This window comes from Pseudomonas sp. R2-37-08W, from assembly GCF_003851705.1.
In the GTDB taxonomy this organism is placed as follows: Bacteria; Pseudomonadota; Gammaproteobacteria; order Pseudomonadales; family Pseudomonadaceae; genus Aquipseudomonas.
On record NZ_CP027728.1, the window covers coordinates 1,542,819 to 1,560,936 of the forward strand.

The 18,118-nt window shown below is 61.4% G+C and carries 15 protein-coding genes; 8 read left to right on the top strand and 7 right to left on the bottom strand.

All coding sequences use genetic code 11. From position 1 onward, the window contains the following. The first annotated feature begins 80 nt into the window (after window positions 1–80). The 6 genes from dinG to C4J93_RS07130 all read left to right on the top strand — a co-directional run bounded on the left by dinG (window position 81) and on the right by C4J93_RS07130 (window position 8,546). A complete protein-coding gene (gene dinG, locus C4J93_RS07105) occupies window positions 81–2,225 on the top strand; it encodes an ATP-dependent DNA helicase DinG (RefSeq protein ID WP_124366142.1) in 2,145 nt (714 codons plus the stop codon). Between the two features lie 89 nt (window positions 2,226–2,314). After that, on the top strand, window positions 2,315–4,624 hold the full coding sequence (locus C4J93_RS07110; RefSeq protein WP_124428959.1) for a beta-galactosidase: 2,310 nt from the start codon (window positions 2,315–2,317) through the stop codon (window positions 4,622–4,624). Window positions 4,625–4,706: 82 nt separating this feature from the next. Then, complete coding sequence (locus C4J93_RS07115; RefSeq protein WP_124430852.1) at window positions 4,707–5,852, top strand: serine hydrolase domain-containing protein; 1,146 nt, start codon at window positions 4,707–4,709, stop codon at window positions 5,850–5,852. Window positions 5,853–5,995: 143 nt separating this feature from the next. Further along, complete coding sequence (locus C4J93_RS07120) at window positions 5,996–7,150, top strand: OmpA family protein (RefSeq protein WP_124428960.1); 1,155 nt, start codon at window positions 5,996–5,998, stop codon at window positions 7,148–7,150. Between the two features lie 27 nt (window positions 7,151–7,177). Continuing rightward, window positions 7,178–7,825, top strand: coding sequence for a pyridoxamine 5'-phosphate oxidase (gene pdxH / locus C4J93_RS07125; protein WP_124361646.1), 648 nt, complete (start codon window positions 7,178–7,180; stop codon window positions 7,823–7,825). Between the two features lie 256 nt (window positions 7,826–8,081). Next, window positions 8,082–8,546 (top strand): glycine zipper 2TM domain-containing protein, encoded by a 465-nt coding sequence (locus C4J93_RS07130; RefSeq protein ID WP_065886131.1) that lies wholly within the window; start codon window positions 8,082–8,084, stop codon window positions 8,544–8,546. Between the two features lie 713 nt (window positions 8,547–9,259). On the opposite strand, the gene nhaA is transcribed toward C4J93_RS07130, so the two are convergent. Then, the gene (gene nhaA / locus C4J93_RS07135; RefSeq protein ID WP_124428961.1) at window positions 9,260–10,444 is read right to left on the bottom strand and encodes a Na+/H+ antiporter NhaA; all 1,185 of its coding nucleotides are present in this window, start codon (window positions 10,442–10,444) and stop codon (window positions 9,260–9,262) included. Window positions 10,445–10,661: 217 nt separating this feature from the next. Here nhaA and C4J93_RS07140 point away from each other — a divergent pair, with 217 nt between their 5' ends. Then, window positions 10,662–11,756, top strand: coding sequence for a PLP-dependent cysteine synthase family protein (locus tag C4J93_RS07140; RefSeq protein ID WP_124366146.1), 1,095 nt, complete (start codon window positions 10,662–10,664; stop codon window positions 11,754–11,756). Between the two features lie 110 nt (window positions 11,757–11,866). Here C4J93_RS07140 and C4J93_RS07145 read toward each other — a convergent pair whose 3' ends face one another. The 3 genes from C4J93_RS07145 to C4J93_RS07155 form a co-directional block, all read right to left on the bottom strand. Next, window positions 11,867–13,480 (bottom strand): NAD(P)/FAD-dependent oxidoreductase, encoded by a 1,614-nt coding sequence (locus C4J93_RS07145; protein WP_124366147.1) that lies wholly within the window; start codon window positions 13,478–13,480, stop codon window positions 11,867–11,869. A gap of 108 nt (window positions 13,481–13,588) precedes the next feature. Continuing rightward, entirely contained in the window at window positions 13,589–14,260 is a 672-nt protein-coding gene (locus tag C4J93_RS07150; RefSeq protein WP_124361650.1) for a COG3650 family protein, read from the bottom strand. Between the two features lie 95 nt (window positions 14,261–14,355). Then, entirely contained in the window at window positions 14,356–14,955 is a 600-nt protein-coding gene (locus C4J93_RS07155; protein ID WP_124428962.1) for a short chain dehydrogenase, read from the bottom strand. A gap of 104 nt (window positions 14,956–15,059) precedes the next feature. On the opposite strand from C4J93_RS07155, the gene C4J93_RS07160 reads away from it, so the two are divergent. After that, a complete protein-coding gene (locus C4J93_RS07160; RefSeq protein WP_124361652.1) occupies window positions 15,060–15,977 on the top strand; it encodes a LysR family transcriptional regulator in 918 nt (305 codons plus the stop codon). Here the strand turns inward: C4J93_RS07160 and C4J93_RS07165 are convergent. The 3 genes from C4J93_RS07165 to C4J93_RS07175 are packed head-to-tail and all read right to left on the bottom strand — an operon-like array spanning window position 15,965 to window position 18,098. Continuing rightward, complete coding sequence (locus tag C4J93_RS07165) at window positions 15,965–16,450, bottom strand: DoxX family protein (RefSeq protein WP_124428963.1); 486 nt, start codon at window positions 16,448–16,450, stop codon at window positions 15,965–15,967. The two genes, C4J93_RS07160 and C4J93_RS07165, sit on opposite strands and share 13 nt — an antisense overlap. Continuing rightward, the gene (locus tag C4J93_RS07170; RefSeq protein WP_124428964.1) at window positions 16,447–17,223 is read right to left on the bottom strand and encodes a DUF2063 domain-containing protein; all 777 of its coding nucleotides are present in this window, start codon (window positions 17,221–17,223) and stop codon (window positions 16,447–16,449) included. Before C4J93_RS07170 ends, C4J93_RS07165 begins: the two co-directional genes overlap by 4 nt. Then, window positions 17,220–18,098 carry a DUF692 domain-containing protein gene (locus C4J93_RS07175; RefSeq protein WP_124428965.1) on the bottom strand — a complete coding sequence of 293 codons (879 nt, stop codon included), beginning with the start codon at window positions 18,096–18,098 and terminating at the stop codon, window positions 17,220–17,222. Before C4J93_RS07175 ends, C4J93_RS07170 begins: the two co-directional genes overlap by 4 nt. Window positions 18,099–18,118 lie beyond the last annotated feature (20 nt).

An 18,118-nucleotide genomic window follows, 5' to 3' on the forward strand; every position in this document is an offset into this window, starting at 1 on the left:
CGGGATTAATTAGCGGGGTATGATAGCGGCCGATCCGAACCACTGAAAATTTATCCAGCGTTTTTTGCGCCCGACTATCCATGATCAGCACTGAACTCAAAACTACGATCCAGGGCGCCTATACGCGTTTTCTCGAAGCCAAGAGCTTGAAACCGCGCTACGGCCAACGCCTGATGATCGCCGAAGTGGCGAAAGTCCTCGGGGATATCGACACTGACGACGAGGGCCGCCGCGCGGGCGAACCGGCGATCGTGGCCGTCGAGGCCGGCACCGGCACCGGCAAGACCGTGGCCTACAGCCTGGCTGCGATCCCCACCGCCAAGGCCGCAGGCAAGCGCCTGGTGATCGCCACGGCGACCGTCGCACTGCAGGAGCAGATTGTCTACAAAGACCTGCCTGACCTGATGCGCAATAGCGGCTTGAGCTTTACCTTTGCCCTGGCCAAGGGGCGTGGCCGCTACATGTGCCTGTCCAAGCTCGATGTGTTGCTGCAGGAAGGCCACGCGCAGACCGCCACGGCCTCGCTGTTCGAAGAAGAAGGCTTCAAGATCGAGGTCGATGAGGCCAGCCAGAAGCTGTTCACCAGCATGATCGAGAAACTCGCCGGCAATAAATGGGACGGTGATCGCGACAGCTGGCCCACCGCCCTGGAAGATTCCGACTGGGCGCGCCTGACCACCGACCACAGCCAGTGCACCAACCGGCATTGCCCCAACTTCGGCCAGTGCGCCTTCTACAAGGCCCGCGAAGGCATGGGCAAGGTTGATGTGATCGTCACCAACCACGACATGGTGCTGGCCGACCTGGCCCTGGGCGGCGGCGCCGTACTGCCGGACCCGCGCGACACCCTGTACGTGTTCGACGAAGGCCATCACCTGCCGGACAAGGCCATCGGCCACTTTGCCCATTACACGCGCCTGCGCTCTACCGCCGACTGGCTGGAAACCACCGCCAAGAACCTCACCAAGCTGCTCGCCCAGCATCCGCTGCCCGGTGACCTGGGCAAGCTGATCGAACAGGTGCCCGAGCTGGCGCGGGAGATCAAGACCCAGCAGCAGTTCATGTTCAGCGCCTGCGAGCAGGTGGCCGACTTCAAGCCCGGCGAAGACGTGGAAGGCCGTGAGCGGCCGCGTCACCGGTTTGTTGGCGGGATGATTCCCGAGCATATGCGCGAAATGGGCATTGAGCTGAAGAAGGGCTTTTCACGCCTGACCGACCTGTTCACCCGTCTGACGGACTTGCTCAAGGAAGGCATGGATGGCGAGGTCAATATCGGCATCGCCAGCAACCAGGCCGAAGAGTGGTACCCGCTGTTCGGTAGCCTGCTGTCCCGCGCCCAGGGCAACTGGGAGTTGTGGACCGCCTTTACCGTCGAAGACCCGGAAGACAACCCGCCCATGGCGCGTTGGCTGACCTTGTCGGAAAGCGGTGCGCTGTTCGATATCGAGGTCAATGCCAGCCCGATCCTTGCCGCCGAAATGCTGCGCCGCAACCTGTGGAACGTAGCCTACGGCTGCCTGGTGACGTCGGCCACGCTGACCGCCCTGGGCACCTTCGACCGCTTCCGCATGCGCGCCGGCCTGCCGAAAAAGGCTGTCACTGCGGTGGTGCCGAGCCCGTTCCACCACGCCGACGCCGGCGTGCTGCGGGTGCCCGACCTCAAGGCCGACCCACGGGACGCGCCGGCGCATACGGCGGCGATCATCCGCGACCTGCCCGGATTGGTGGAAGGCTCGCGGGGCACCCTGGTGCTGTTTTCGTCGCGCAAGCAGATGCAGGACGTGTTTGACGGCCTTGATCGCGACTGGCGTAAACAGGTGTTTATCCAGGGTAACTTGTCCAAGCAGGAAACCTTGAACAAGCACAAGGCGCGGGTCGATGGCGGTGACTCCAGCGTGTTGTTCGGCCTGGCGAGCTTTGCCGAAGGCGTAGACCTGCCCGGCGCCTACTGCGAACACGTGGTCATCGCCAAGATCCCGTTCTCGGTGCCGGACGATCCGGTTGAAGCCGCGCTGGCCGAATGGATCGAAGCCCGAGGCGGCAACCCGTTCATGGAAATCTCGGTGCCCGATGCTTCCCTGAAACTGGTGCAGGCCTGCGGGCGCTTGCTGCGCACCGAGCAGGACCGGGGCACCATCACCTTGCTCGATCGCCGCCTGGTCACGCAGCGCTATGGCAAGGCCATCTTGAATGCCTTGCCGCCGTTCAGGCGCGAAATTTCTTAAGCCACCGTGGGCGAATTCGTCCACTGCGTGGTCTATCTCACTGTATGTCATCAGGCCAGCCATCGGCCGTTTGGGAGAACCTTGTTCGTATGATTCGCACGCTGCCCGCTCTTTTTGCCCTGCTGTTCGCCGCGCCGCTGTTGGCCGCGCCGGCCGGGCAACAAACCCTGTTCAATTTCGTCCGGCCCGCCGATGTGGTCAAGGTGGCGACCCAGGACGCCAGCCTGCCGCAATACAACGCCGAACAAACCCCCGAAGGCGAGGTGCTGCGCCGCATCACCTTCAACCCGGCCGCCGAACCGAGCCTGGTACTCAGCCCGCAAACGGGCGTGTGGGACTGGTCGCAATCGGGCGCCATGAGCCTGCGTATCCAGAGCGCCATGAACTGGGCGTTGACCCTCTACGTAAAAGTACAAAGTGCCGACGGCAAGACCCTGGTCAGCCGCATCGACCTGCCGGCCGGCCCCGCCCAGACCTTGCTGGTGCCGCTGCAAGCCCACTCGCCGCTGAGCCAGGGCATGAAGGCCGGCCCGCCGATGCCCATGACCGTGGACGGCCAGCGTGTGTTGCTGGCCGCCAGTGCCGGGGAAATCGACCGCAGCCAGGTGGTGTCGGTGACGCTGTCGATGATCAAGCCGAATGCCGCGCAAAGCATCCTGCTGGAGCGCTTTGGCGTGCAGGACAGCGAGCCGGTGATGAAAGCTGCCTACAGCGAACTGGTGGACGCTTACGGCCAGTCCACCCGCGCACGTTGGCCGGAAAAAGTCAGCAACGACGAGCAGCTCAAGGCTGCGGCGGCCAAGGAGCAACAACAACTGAAGGTGTGGCTTGCCGAGCGTGACAAGTCGTCCCTGGATCAATACGGCGGCTGGAACAAGGGCCCGGCGTTCGACGCCAGCGGTTTCTTCCGCACCGAAAAGCGCGACGGTCGCTGGTATCTGGTCACACCGCAAGGCCATCCGTTCTACTCGCTGGGTGTCAACACCGTGGCCCCGGACAACAGCCAGACCTACGTGGCCGGGCGTGAGTGGATGTTTGCGGCGCTGCCCAAGGCCGGCGAGCCCTTCGACAAGTACTACGGCAGCGGCGATAACCGCACCGGCAACGGCGCGGGCGAGGGGCGCGGTTTTGGCGCAGGGCGTTGGTATGATTTTTATGGCGCCAACCTGCAGCGCACCTATGGCGCTGAAACCGGCACCGACGGTTTCGACCAGAAGCGCTGGGTGAGCCACACCCTTGATCGCCTGCAAGCCTGGGGCTTCAACACCGTGGGCAACTGGAGCGATCCGGACCTGGCCACGGCCGATCGCGTGCCCTACACCTTGCCGCTGTCGATTGTGGGTGACTACGCCAGCATCAGCACCGGCACCGACTGGTGGGGCGGCATGCCCGACCCGTTCGACCCACGTTTCGCCATGGCCACTGAACGCGCCGTGGCCATTGCCGCTCGCGATCATCGCGACGACCCGTGGCTGATCGGCTTCTTTGCCGACAACGAACTGGCCTGGGCCGGCCCTGGCGACGATGCAAAATCCCGTTACGCCCTGGCCTACGGCACCCTGCGCATGACCACCGACGTACCGGCCAAGCGTGCCTTCCTCAAGCAACTGCGCGACAAATACCGCAATGAAGAAGGCCTGTCGAAGGCCTGGGGTATCCATTTGGCCGGCTGGGAACTGATGGAAGACCCTGGCTTCGAGCCGCCGATGCCTGACCCGGAGCATCCCGAAATCGAGGCTGACTTCAAGTATTTCCAGAAGACCTTCGCCGACGCTTACTTCAAGACCATTTCCGATTCGCTGAAATGGCACGCGCCCAACCAGTTGCTGCTGGGTGGGCGTTATGCGGTGAGCACCCCCGAAGCCGTGGCAGCCTGTGCCCAGTACTGCGATGTGTTGAGCTTCAACATGTACACCCTCAAGCCCCAGGACGGTTATGACTTCGCCGCCCTGCGTGCACTCGACAAGCCGGTACTGATCACCGAATTCAATTTTGGCTCGACCGACCGTGGCCCGTTCTGGGGTGGCGTGACCCAGTTGGCCGCCGAAGAAGAGCGTGGCGCGGCGTACGCGGCCTTCCTCAAGCAAGCCATGGCGGAGCCGTCGATTGTCGGCGTGCACTGGTTCCAGTATCTGGACCAGCCGGTGACCGGGCGTTTGCTGGACGGTGAAAACGGCCACTTCGGCCTCGTCGGCATTACCGACGTGCCCTTTCAGGGCTTTGTCGACAGCGTGCGCAAAAGCAATCTCGCGGCGGTCGACCAGTTGGGTAAGGCGGCCGAAAAGGCCAAGGCGGCCGGCGCGGCACGCGAGAGCGAGGGCGGCCGGGCAGGCCAGGCCGGCAAAGACGCAGGCCAGGGCGCCGGGCACGCCGGCGGGCACTCCGCAAATGGGCATTGATTCGTCGTTGATGGGTTCACAAAACCCCTAATGGCTGGAACAATGTCGGCCACTTTTCATGATGTTTTTCGAGGTCGCTCAGGTGCAGATTCAGGGTCATTACGAGCTCCAGTTCGAAGCGGTACGTGAAGCGTTCGCCGCATTGTTCGATGACCCTCAGGAGCGCGGTGCCGGGCTTTGCATCCAGGTCGGCGGCGAGACGGTCGTCGACCTGTGGGCCGGCACCGCCGACAAGGACGGCGCCGAAGCCTGGCACAGCGACACGATCGTCAACCTGTTCTCTTGCACCAAGACCTTCACTGCGGTCGCTGCGCTGCAACTGGTGGCCGAAGGCAAGCTGAAGCTGGACGCGCCCGTGGCCGAGTACTGGCCGGAATTTGCGGCGGCGGGCAAGGAATCCATCACCCTGCGCCAGTTGCTCTGCCACCAGGCCGGGTTGCCGGCGATCCGCGAGATGCTGCCCGCCGAAGCCCTGTACGACTGGCAACTGATGGTCGATACCCTGGCAGCCGAAGCGCCGTGGTGGACACCCGGCCAGGGCCATGGCTACGAGGCGATCACCTATGGCTGGCTGGTCGGCGAGCTGCTGCGCCGTGCCGACGGGCGCGGGCCTGGGGAGTCCATCGTGGCGCGGGTGGCGCGGCCATTGGGGCTGGATTTTCACGTCGGCCTGGCGGACGAAGAGTTCTATCGTGTCGCCCATATAGCGCGCAGCAAAGGCAATATGGGCGATGCAGCGACACAACGGTTACTTCAAGTAATGATGCGTGAACCCACGGCCATGACTACCCGTGCATTTGCCAACCCACCGTCTATTCTGACCAGCACTAATAAACCCGAGTGGCGGCGTATGCAGCAACCGGCGGCAAATGGTCACGGGAATGCACGGAGCCTGGCCGGGTTTTATAGCGGTTTATTGGACGGTAGTTTGCTGGAAAGCGACATGCTCGAACAATTGACCCGTGAACACAGTATTGGCCCGGATAAAACCTTATTGACCCAAACCCGTTTTGGCCTGGGTTGCATGTTGGATCAACCGCAGTTGCCCAATGCGACATTCGGCCTTGGCCCGCGCGCCTTTGGGCATCCCGGGGCAGGGGGCTCGGTAGGGTTTGCCGACCCAGAGCACGATGTAGCGTTCGGTTTCGTGACTAATACCCTGGGGCCCTATGTACTTATGGACCCACGTGCGCAGAAGTTGGTCGGAATATTGGCCGGTTGTCTATAAACCCCTTGCTGTTTCACAATTTTTTGTTACAAAGACACGTATAAGAAGACGCTGAACGCAATGATGTAACTTCAATGTTCTTTAAGCGTCGGTTTAACGGGGCACCTGGCCCCCCTGGTTTTTTCTCATTTTGTGGATATCTCATGTTATCGAACAAGTCCTTGGCACTGGCGCTGTGCCTCACTATTACCGGCTGTGCACAAACACCACAGAATGATGCCGAAGGTGGGCACTGGTGGTCATTTGGGTCCGATAAGGCTGCTACCAAGGACGCAGTGACCCAAACCGACGCCAAGCCGGACGCCAAGCCCGCTGTCGGCGCCAAGGATTCCGCGCCTGTTGCCGCTGCCGCAGCACCTGCTCCGGCAGCCAAGGCTGACACAGGCTCCAGCTGGTGGCCCTTCTCCACCAAGAGCGCCGACGAAAAGGCCGCCGAGGCCAAGGCCGACCTGAAAGCTGACCTCAAGGCCGCAACCCCGGCTCCGGACGGTGCTCCGGTCGTGGCCAAGACCGATACCGAAGCCCACTGGTGGTGGCCGTTCGACACCAAGCCAAAGCCGCTGGCCAAGGTCGATGTGACCAACGTGCCGATGCCTGATCCGAAAATCACCCAGGCCTGGTTGGACGATTACGAGCCGCGCCTGCGTGCCGCCATCAAGGACAGCAACCTGCAATTGGAACGTCGTGACAACGTGCTGGTAGTGATTGCCCCGGTGGACGGCTCCTACAACCCGAAACGTCCAGCGATGCTGCTGCCGGTGACCCTGGGCCCGTTCACTCGCGTCGCCAAGGCCGTCGAAGCGGATCCAAAGACCGCCGTACTGGTGCTGGGCCACGTGGATGCCACCGGTAGCGCGCCGGCCAGCCAGGCGCTGAGCAAAGAACGTGCGCAGTCGATTGCCTCGATTTTCAGCCTCAGCGGTTTGAAGCAGGATCGCCTGATGCTGCGTGGCATGGGCGACCTGATGCCACGCGCTGCCAACGACAGTTCCCAGGGCCGTGCGCTGAATCGTCGCATGGAAATCATGTTCACTCAGCGTACAACTATGTTGGCGCTGCTGAACAAGTACAACTCGGGCAAGACCCCGCCTGTGGCGGAAATGGTTGCCGTGCAGGATGTTCCTGCACCGGCCCCGGCGGTAAAAGCCCCTGCGAAGAAAGCGCCAGCCAAGAAGGCCGCCGCCAAGCCAGCTGCTAAAGCCGCAAAAAAAGCCCCGGCCAAACCGGCTGCGAAGAAACCCGCTCCGGCCAAGGCCAAGGCTGCTGCACCGGCGAGTAACGACCAGGCGAAAAACTGATCCGTTGAACCAGAAGGATAACGCCGCATGACCCAGGCACTGGCCGATATGCGCCGTGACTACACACGGGACGGTTTGAGCGAGGCCCAGGCCCCGGACGAGCCGTTTGCCTTGTTCCACCAATGGTTCGCCGATGCGGTGAAAACCGAGCAGGCACCGGTGGAGGCCAATGCCATGACCCTGGCCACGGTCGACCAGGAGGGTCGACCGCACTGTCGCATCTTGTTGCTCAAGGGCCTGGATGCGCAGGGCTTTACCTTCTTTACCAACTATCAGAGCGCCAAGGGTGAACAACTGGCGGCGCGGCCATTCGCGGCAATGACCTTTTTCTGGCCGACCCTAGAGCGCCAGGTGCGCATTGAAGGTCGCGTGGTCAAGGTCACGCCTGAAGAATCGGATGCGTATTATCAGGTACGACCTCTGGGCAGCCGCCTGGGGGCGTGGGCATCGCCGCAGAGCAAGGTCATTGGTGATCGCGAAGAACTGCAGGCGCTGCTCAAGGCGACCGAACAGCGTTTCAGCGACACCCAGCCCGACTGCCCCGAGCATTGGGGGGGCTATCGCTTGTTGCCCGAGCGCATCGAGTTCTGGCAAGGCCGCGCCAGCCGCCTGCATGACCGTCTCAACTATCGGCTGCAAGCGGGCCAATGGACGCGCGAGCGTCTGGCGCCCTGAGCGTCCCCTTTCGTCATCTAATTTGAATCATGCCCTTTGCGCCGAAGTCTTTATGCAGGAGACTTCGGCGTTTTCGGCTGTATGGCTACACTGACTAACCACGCTATGGCATGTTTTGGTTAAGCTACCGTTCGTCGAGCTGTGTGGTGCCGACAGCCTGTACTCAGGCTGAATGAAAGCACTTTTCTGCCTGGCTCGCCGTGACAGGCGCCAGGCTGCAGCGTTTAATGAATACCTGTCCTTTGGAGTTGATGCTATGCGTAAGTCCGTTTTACTAGTTGCCTGCTTTACCACCCTGTCATTGCTGTTGGGTGGCTGCGCCTCGAGTCTGACCGGCGACTCGTACTCCCGTGACGAGGCGCGTCGTGTACAGACCGTCCGCATGGGTACCATCGAATCCCTGCGTCCGGTCAAGATCGAAGGCACCAAGACCCCAATCGGCGGTGCTGCGGGTGCGGTCATCGGCGGCGTTGGCGGCAGCGCCATCGGCGGCGGCCGTGGCAGCATCGTTACCGCTGTGATCGGCGCGGTAGCCGGTGGCCTGCTGGGCTCGGCCACCGAAGAAGGCCTGACTCGTACCCAGGGCGTGGAAATCACCGTTCGTGAAGACGACGGCAGCATGCGTTCCTACGTACAAGCCGTGCAGGAAAATGAAATTTTCCGCATTGGCGACCGTGTGCGCATCATGACGGTCGACGGCACCAGCCGCGTTACTCGCTAAAAGCGTAAGCAACAAGTAAAGAAAAACCCCAACCGGGTGACTGGTTGGGGTTTTTTGCCTGTGGGCCTGATCTTTTTAAAAACGCATAAGTTGCAGGCAATAAAAAACCGCCTTAGTAGGGCGGTTTTTTATCGCAAGGCCATTATGAAGCTTGGCTTGCATGCTCACAGAACGCAATGACATGTCGGAATACTACTGTCGGTTGATGCTTCACGCAAGATGCAGCTCTAAGAGGAACTATCGCTTCTGATACTTTTTTTGTCAGAAAAAAATGGCAATAAATATTCCGGGCCACCCTGTGCTTAGTTACACCTTCGAAGGGCCGCTCAGCTAGTATCGACGCCGTTCTACGTTCGTCACTCTGTGAGTCGACGGGGTCAGCAAAAACAAGTTTTCTGGACCAGCCGCCACGGGCTAGTAATCCGTGCCGGATTGATGCGGAGGGCCCGTCAACCCTGCCGCCTCATGGAACGCAATGACAGCATTCGAAGGCTCACATGTTCCGGTAAGTGCGCTGGAGGTAGGCCCAACTCTAGGAGGGCCGAGTATGTCTAAGTTTGCACGACGTACGTGGAACCTCGTAGTGAATGCCCTGCGTGTTTATCACGTATGGGTATTCCTGCGGGACAGCTTTGATGACCTGTAAGGTCTGAGAAGTGGAGCCGCCTCGATTCAGGTCGAGGCGGCTTTTTGGTGTTTGGATGTCACCTCAACTATGAAATAACGGCTTTCTTGCGACTCGCCATCGCCGTCACCGCATAACCAATGCACGCCGCAATTATCGACCCGGTCAGAATCCCCATGCGATCCTCGCCGGCGAACTCGCTGACCCCCGGTACAAATGCCAGTGAGCCGACAAACAGGCTCATGGTAAAGCCGATGCCGCACAGGATCGCCACGCCCAGCACCTGGCCCCAGTTCGCACCGCTGGGCAGTGAGGCGATGCCGGTCTTGATGGCCAGCCAGGTAAGGCCGAACACACCGATGGTCTTGCCGATCAACAGGCCGGCGGCGATGCCCATGGGCACGTGGTGGGTGAAACTCTCAAGGCTGACGCCGGTGAGGGACACCCCCGCGTTGGCGAACGCGAACAGCGGCAGGATGGCGTAGGCCACCCACGGGTGCAGCGCATGCTCAAGGGTCAGCAAAGGCGAAGTTTCGGCATTTTTGGTGCGCAGTGGAATGCAGAACGCCAGAGTCACCCCGGCGAGGGTGGCGTGGACGCCGCTCTTGAGCACGCACACCCACAGGATCAGGCCGATAATCATGTACGGCCCGAGCTTGACCACCCCCAGGCGGTTCATCGCGATCAGGGCGATCAGGCAGGCCGCTGCGCCCGCCAGGGACGCGCCGGACAGGTCGGCGGAATAGAACAGCGCAATGACGATAATGGCACCCAGGTCGTCAATGATTGCCAGGGTCATCAGGAACAGTTTCAGCGACACCGGCACGCGCTTGCCCAGCAGCGCCAGGACGCCGAGCGCAAAGGCGATATCCGTGGCCATCGGGATCGCCCAGCCGGCGAGTGCTGCAGGGTTGTCCTTGTTCAGCGCCCAGTAGATGAGCGCGGGGACGACCATGCCGCCGATAGCCGCTGCGCCGGGTAGTACGACCTGGGACGGTTTGGACAGGTGACCATCGAGCAGCTCGCGTTTGACTTCGAGGCCGATCAGCAGGAAGAACAGGGCCATCAGGCCGTCGTTGATCCATAGCAAGGCGGGCTTGGCGATTTGCAGCGCGCCAACCTGTGTCACCACCGGGGTGTCGAGAAAGGCGCCATACAGGTGCGACAAAGGTGAGTTGTTGATAATCAGCGCCAACGCGGCAGCAGCAATCAACAACAGACCGCTGGCGGCTTCCAGCTGGAAAAAACGGGTGAAAGTGCTTCGCAGAGGCAAGGGATGCTCTCCAATCCAGGTTCAATAGGTGGGTACCCTAACCCGTACCGTTAGTTGTTAAAACAAAAGTTATATTCTTATTTGTTATAAGCGTTGGTCAGAGCGGGCGCTGTTTCAAAGCCTAGCAATTGTGTGTCCAATTGAGTCCTCACTGTATCTGTGTGCAGTGTAGGAAACCCCCTAATATCGGGGCTGAAATTCTTAGAGAAACCTCCTCATGAGCGATCACCGTCCCTGGGCCCGCGAAGCCATTCGTATCATTGAAGCGGATTTCCAGCGCAGCGCAGACACCCATCTGATCCCTTTGCCATTGCCGGGTTTGCCGGGTATCGAGTTGTATTTCAAGGACGAATCCAGCCACCCGACCGGCAGCCTGAAACATCGGCTGGCGCGCTCGCTGTTCCTGTACGCGTTGTGCAATGGCTGGCTGAAGCCGCACGCCCCCGTGATCGAGGCCTCCAGCGGTTCGACGGCGATCTCCGAAGCCTATTTTGCGCGCCTGCTCGGCCTGCCGTTTATCGCCGTGATGCCCGCCACCACTTCCCAGGAGAAGATCGCCCAAATCGCCTTTTATGGTGGCAAGAGCCATCTGGTGCAGGATCCCACGCAGATCTACGCCGAATCCGAACGTTTGGCCCAGGAAAGCGGCGGCCACTTCATGGACCAGTTCACCTACGCCGAGCGCGCCACCGACTGGCGCGCGAACAACAACATCGCCGAGTCGATCTTCCAGCAATTGCGTTTCGAGCAGCACCCGGAGCCGAGCTGGCTGATTTCCAGCCCCGGAACTGGCGGCACTACCGCGACCCTGGGGCGCTATGTGCGTTATCGCCAGCATTGCACGCGAGTGCTATGTGCCGATGCCGAACGTTCGGTGTTTTTCGATTATTACCTGAGCGGCGACGCCAGCCTGCGTCTGGACTGCGGCTCACGGATCGAAGGGATTGGCCGGCCACGGGTCGAAGCCTCGTTTTTGCCCGCTGTGATCGATGCGATGGTCAAGGTGCCGGATGCGCTGTCTCTGGCGGCCATGCATTACCTGGCCGAGCGGTTGGGGCGGCGCGTGGGCGGTTCCAGCGGGACCAACCTGATCGGTGCTCTGGTAGCTGCGCAGCAGATGAAAGCGGCGGGGGAGTCGGGGTCGATCGTGGCGATCTTGTGTGATGGCGGCGAGCGCTATGCCACGACTTACTATGATCAGGCGTGGCTGGCGGCGCAGGGCTATGAGTTGCAAGGGTTGATCGCGGCCGTTGCGGCGAGTGTCGAGCAGGGTGAGCCACTGCCAGCCAGCATCCTGCGTGCCAATATCTGACACGCCGCAAACCAAATGTGGGAGGGGGCTTGCTCCCGATTGCGGTGCGTCAGTCAAAAACCTTCAGACTGACCCACCGCTATCGGGAGCAAGCCCCCTCCCAAATTTTTTCAGGCCTCGATGCCCAGCATATCCCGCGCCAATGCCTCGGCAATCCGGATCCCGTCAACGCCTGCCGACAGGATCCCGCCGGCATAGCCCGCGCCTTCGCCGGCCGGGAACAAGCCTTTCACGTTCAGGCTCTGCATCGACTCGTTGCGGGTAATGCGCAGCGGCGATGAGGTGCGCGTCTCGATACCGGTCAAGACCGCATCGTGCAGCGAGTAGCCTTTGATCTGCTTTTCGAACGCCGGCAAGGCTTCACGGATAGCTTCGATGGCGAAGTCCGGCAGGGCCAGGGCCAGGTCACCCAGGGCTACCCCAGGCTTGTAGGACGGTTCTACGCTGCCGATGGCCGTGGACGGCCGGCCTGCGATGAAATCGCCGACCAACTGTGCCGGGGCCTCGTAATTACTGCCGCCGAGCACGTAGGCATGGGACTCCAGGCGCTCCTGCAGTTCGATACCGGCGAGCGGGCCGCCTGGGTAGTCCACCTCAGGCGTGATACCGACCACGATGCCCGAGTTGGCGTTGCGCTCATTGCGCGAATACTGGCTCATGCCGTTGGTCACGACGCGATTGGGCTCCGACGTCGCGGCCACCACGGTGCCGCCAGGGCACATGCAGAAGCTGTAGACCGAGCGACCGTTCTTGGCGTGGTGCACCAACTTGTAATCAGCCGCACCGAGTTTCGGGTGCCCGGCGTATTTGCCCAGGCGCGCGGCGTCGATCAGCGACTGTGGGTGCTCGATCCTGAAGCCCACCGAGAACGGCTTGGCCTCCATATACACGCCACGGCCGTGAAGCATGCGGAAAGTGTCGCGGGCGCTGTGGCCCAAGGCGAGGATCACGTGCCTGGAGAGGATCTGCTCGCCGCCGTCGATGACCACGCCCTTCAACTGGCCCTCCTCGATCAGGACGTCGGTAACCCGTTGTTCGAAGCGCACTTCACCGCCCAGGGCAATGATCTGCTGGCGCATGTTTTCCACCACGCCGGTCAGACGGAACGTGCCGATATGCGGCTTGCTGACATAGAGAATCTCTTCCGGGGCGCCGGCCTTGACGAACTCATGCAGCACCTTGCGACCGTGGAATTTCGGGTCCTTGATCTGGCTGTACAGCTTGCCGTCGGAGAAGGTCCCGGCGCCGCCTTCGCCGAACTGCACGTTGGACTCGGGGTTGAGTACGCTTTTGCGCCACAGGCCCCAGGTGTCCTTGGTGCGCTGGCGTACTTCCTTGCCACGCTCGAGGATGATCGGCTTGAAGCCCATCTGTGCCAGCAGCAGCCCGGCGAAGATGCCGCATGGGCCGAAACCGACCACCACCGGCCGTTCGACCAAGCCTTCCGGTGCCTGCCCCACTACGTGGTAACTGACATCCGGCGCCGGATTGACGTTGCGATCATCGGCGAACTTGAGCAGCAGGGCGGCTTCACCCTTTACATTCAAGTCGACGGTGTAGATGAAGCACAGCTCCGAGGACTTCTTGCGGGCATCGTAGCTGCGCTTGAACAGGGTGAAATCGAGCAGGTCATCACTGGCGATGCCCAGGCGCTGCACGATGGCGGGCCGCAGGTCTTCTTCGGGATGGTCGATGGGCAGCTTGAGTTCGGTGATTCGTAACATGACAGGATCCGGTAGGCGGCGGGCAAGAAGGCCGGCTGTTTTGCAAACCGGCGATTATAAGCCCCAATGGCGTCTTTCCGTCAGGTTAAAAAACAGCGCAGGACGCAATCAGTCGTCCCGCGAGCCACCAAAGGCTGCGCAACCACGCTGGACCTGGCCGTTGACACGCAATTGGGCGGTCATGTGCTGCAGGCTGCCGCTCACGCTGTCGACGCATCGCTGCGGGGCGACCCACAATTCGATGTGCTGGTTATTGGCGTCGGTCATCAGGTTGAAGCGCCCGTCACCCAGTTGCTCTTCGACATAAGGCACTGCCAGGGGCGGTTGGCCTTCGCGCTCCAGCACCATGCCCTTGGCCGTGACGCTCATCGCCCAGGCCGGCTTATGGCCGTTTGCCCGCAGGATCATGCGCTTGAAGTCCGGGTCGCCACAGGCTGAGGTCGAGCGCTCGACGCGATACAGCTGTTGCAGGTCCACCGAACCCTGGGTGCCGCTGGCAACGCCGGAAAACTTGCCACGCAAATCTGCAAACAACGCGCCCTGCTGACCGGCCAGCGAGGCGGCTTCCTGCAGGATGCTGGTGCCACCGGTGTCGTTGACCACGTAGTTGCGCTGGTCGTTGCAGGGCTGGAACAACAGCTTGCCGTCCACCGCCGTCAATTCACCCTGCATGCGGGTCAGCCCCGCGGTAGACAGCTTGGCGGGCTCGCTGTCGAACATCTGGCAAGCGGCGAAGAAGGGGAACAGGGCTAGCAACGTTAGGGTCGAGGCGGCACGCATTTTCGGTCTCCAGACAAGTGCCGCCACGTTACGCAGGCTCGCGCCGCATCACAAGCCCGTGGCCCAGCTTCAGGCGATTCTTACAGACCTGAAACTCAGCGCACGACAAAGGTCTGACCGGTCTGTAAGCCCTCGACACTTTTTGCATAGGCCAAGGCCACTTCAGCGCCAGCAACCGGTTTGAATCCACGGAAGTACGGCGCATAGCTGCCCATGGCTTCCACCAGCACCGTCGGGCTCACGGCATTAATGCGCAAGCCGCGTGGCAGTTCGATTGCCGCTGCTTTGACGAAGGCATCCAGCGCGCCGTTGACCAGGGCCGCCGAGGCGCCGGTGCGAATCGGATCGCGGTTCAAAATGCCGCTGGTAAAGGTAAACGACGCGCCGTCATTGGCGAACTCCCGGCCGATCAGCAGCAGGTTGACCTGGCCCATCAGCTTGTCCCGCAGGCCCAGTTCAAAGTCGGCTTCGCTCATGTCGCCCAGCGCCACGAAGTTCACGCTGCCTGCCGCGCACACCAGCGCGTCGAACTTGCCGGTCTGCTCGAACAGCGTGCGAATCGAGGCGCTGTCGCTGATATCGACGTGGAAGTCGCCGCTGTGGCGGCCGATGGCGATCACCTCGTGACGCTGCGCCAGCTCTGCCTTGACCGCTGAACCGATCGTGCCGTTGGCACCAATCAAAAGAATTTTCATCGTGCTGCTCCTTCAGGGGCTGGGTGAAGGTTGAGTCTAGGGTGGCTTTTTCAGCGGATAAACCTGCTAATAGGCAACCTTTGGTTTTCATTTGGAAACAAACCATGAGCGAAATGGATGACTTGGCGGCCTTCGCGGTGTTGATCGAAGCCGGCAGTTTCACCGTGGCGTCGGAGCAACTGGGGTGCAGCAAGGGCCAGTTGTCCAAGCGAATCAGCCAGCTCGAAGCGCAGTACGCCGTGGTGCTGTTGCATCGCACCACGCGCAAGCTGAGCCTGACCGCCGCAGGCGCAGCCTTGCTGCCCCAGGCACAGGCGCTGGTGGTGCAAGTTGAGCGTGCGCGTCAGGCCTTGGCCCGACTCAAAGATGATTTGGCCGGGCCGGTGCGTATGACGGTTCCGGTGTCATTGGGAGAAACCTTTTTCGATGGCTTGTTGCTGGAATTTTCCAAGCACTACCCACAGGTGCAGATCGAGCTGGAGCTCAACAATAGCTATCGGGATCTGGCGCGAGACGGCTTCGATCTGGGCGTACGCTCGGGGGCCATCGAGAATGAGCGTCTGGTGATCAAGCCGCTGCTGGCCTGGCACGAGATGACCTGCGCCAGTCCGGCCTACCTGGAACAGCACGGTGAACCGCTGCACCCGGCGGAGCTGGCGGGCCATACCTGTTTGCTCAACAGTCACTACAGCGGCCGCGAGGAGTGGCTGTATCACCAGCAGCATGAGCTGTTGCGGGTGCGGGTCAGCGGCACTTTCGCGTCCAACCACTACAACCTCTTGAAGAAAGCCGCATTGGTGGGCGCCGGTATCGCGCGCCTGCCGTCCTACCTGCTACCGACGGAATTGGCGGAGGGTCGATTGCGCTGGCTGCTGCGCGATTATCAAACGCGCAGCCAGCCGATGTACCTGGTGCACCCCTATCAAGGTGGCCTGCCGCGGCGCACCCAGGTACTGGCCGACTATTTGGTGGACTGGTTCAAGCGCAGCGGCGCGGCCCTGGACCGTCTTCAACGGGAGTGACGGGCGATCCAGTGGTCGATGGACAGCCGGCCCGGGCCCTTGGCCATCAGCAGCAGTAACAGCGCGATCCAGGTGCCATGGGTCGGGTAGGCGTCCGGATAGACAAACAACTGAATGGTCAGGGTCATGCCGATCAAGGCAAGGGCCGAGAATCGCGTGGCGAATCCCAGCAGGATCAGCAGCGGGAAAAAGTGCTCGGCAAACGCTGCCAGGTGCGCGGCGACTTCGGGTGATAACAGCGGCACATGGTATTCGCTGCGAAATAACGGCAGGGTCGAGGCGGCCAGTTTGGGGGCGCCGAGTTGGAAGGTGCCGCTGATCAGATCAATGGCAAACCCTTCGACTTTGGTTTGTCCGGATTTCCAGAACACCGCCGCGATAGAGAAGCGCGCGATAAAGGCGATCAGGCTGTAGGGAATTTTTTCAAAAAGTGCGATGGCCTGTTTCAGCAGGCTGGCGGCGGAATTGTTCATGGCGATACCTTGGGTTCCAGGTGTAAATGAGTAATGGCGTCGTGGCTGATCAACAGCGTCAGGCACCGATGCAGATCGAATTCGGAGGAGGCCTGCAAGGCATGCTCCACCGCCATCTCCAGCCCCGCGCCCTGGTTCAGGCAGTTGATAAAGGCCACCGAGCCGCTGTCGATGGCGAAGACCTTGACCGCCAACCCGTGGCGCAACACCAACGCGTTCTCGGCAGGCCATCCGGCCACGCCAGCGAGGTCGCCGTCCGCTTGGTGCGCGGCCCATACCGTCACGATCGGGTAAGGAGAGCTCAAGGTGGCGAGCGATGGATGCAGCGTCAGGCTCAACCGCGCTACGCCTGCTTGACCTTGCAGATGCTGGAGCACAGCGTGTTGGCACAGCGCCGGAATGTCGGGCGCGTGATAAGCACGCACCCGCAGGCGCTCCAGCCGCGCGACATCCGCCAGGTAGGGCACGCTGGCGGCTGGTGCGAATGCCTGGATAAAGTCGGCCAATGTGCTGCCGTACGCGTTGATCAGCGGGCTGGTGGGCGGGTTGGCCTGGACGAAAACGCCAGCCATGGCGCGGAAAAACTCGTCACCCACCAGCTGCAGCGTCACGGGGTAACTAGCCGCCAGGGCATTGATCAACGAGCTGTGGACGTTATTGCGATACACCGCAAAGCGGCTGGCTGGGTCGGCGCCGTTACTGCTGAACACCCCCTCCGGGCAGGAACCGTGCGCCGCGAGCAGGGCGTCGGTGAACGCGTCCTGAAAGCTCATGACATCACCTGCGACAGATACCATTCTGCGTGCCTGGCCTCGGCGTGCAGCACGCTGAAGCTCGGCACCTGGTTATCCCGTTCGATCAGCGTGGCGACCGGCCCCGTGCGTTTGAGCAACTGTTCGTATAGCTGCCACACCGCAGCATCGATCGGCGCACCGTGATCATCAATGAGCAGCCTGTCACCCAGGCTGTCGGTGTCTTCGGCAAACCCTGCCAGATGTATCTCGCCGACTGCGTGCAAAGGTAAGGCATCGATGTAGGCCAGCGGATCGCGCTGATGATTGATGCACGACACGTAAACGTTATTCACGTCCAGCAGCAACCCGCAGCCGGTGCGCCGAATGACTTCGTTGATGAAGTCCGCTTCGTCCAGGGTGGAGCGTTGGAACTGCACATAAGTGGATGGGTTTTCCAGCAGCATCGGCCGCTTGAGCGTGCTTTGCACCTGATCTACGTGCGCGCAGACATGCGCCAGGGTTTGTGCATCGTAGGCCAGGGGCAGCAGGTCATTGAGAAACACCGGGCCGTGGCTGGACCAGGCCAGGTGTTCGGAAAATGAGTGGGGTTGATAGCGTTCGATCAGCCCGGCCAACCGTGCCAGGTGCTCAGGGTTGAGCGGACCTTCGCCACCGATGGAGAGGCCCACGCCGTGCAACGACAGTGGGTAGCGTTCGCGGATCAACCCCAGATAATGGTGAAAAGGGCCGCCGGCGACCATGTAGTTTTCGGCGTGCACTTCAAAGAAACCAATGTCTGGTGCAGAGCCGAGCACTTCAGTGAAGTGCTCGGTCTTCAGTCCCAATCCGGCCCGACGCGGCAGGCCGGATGCCTGAGCCTGGGAGACGGCTTGCAGGGATGAAAGGGTCATCATCAGTACTCAGGTCGCGCTGG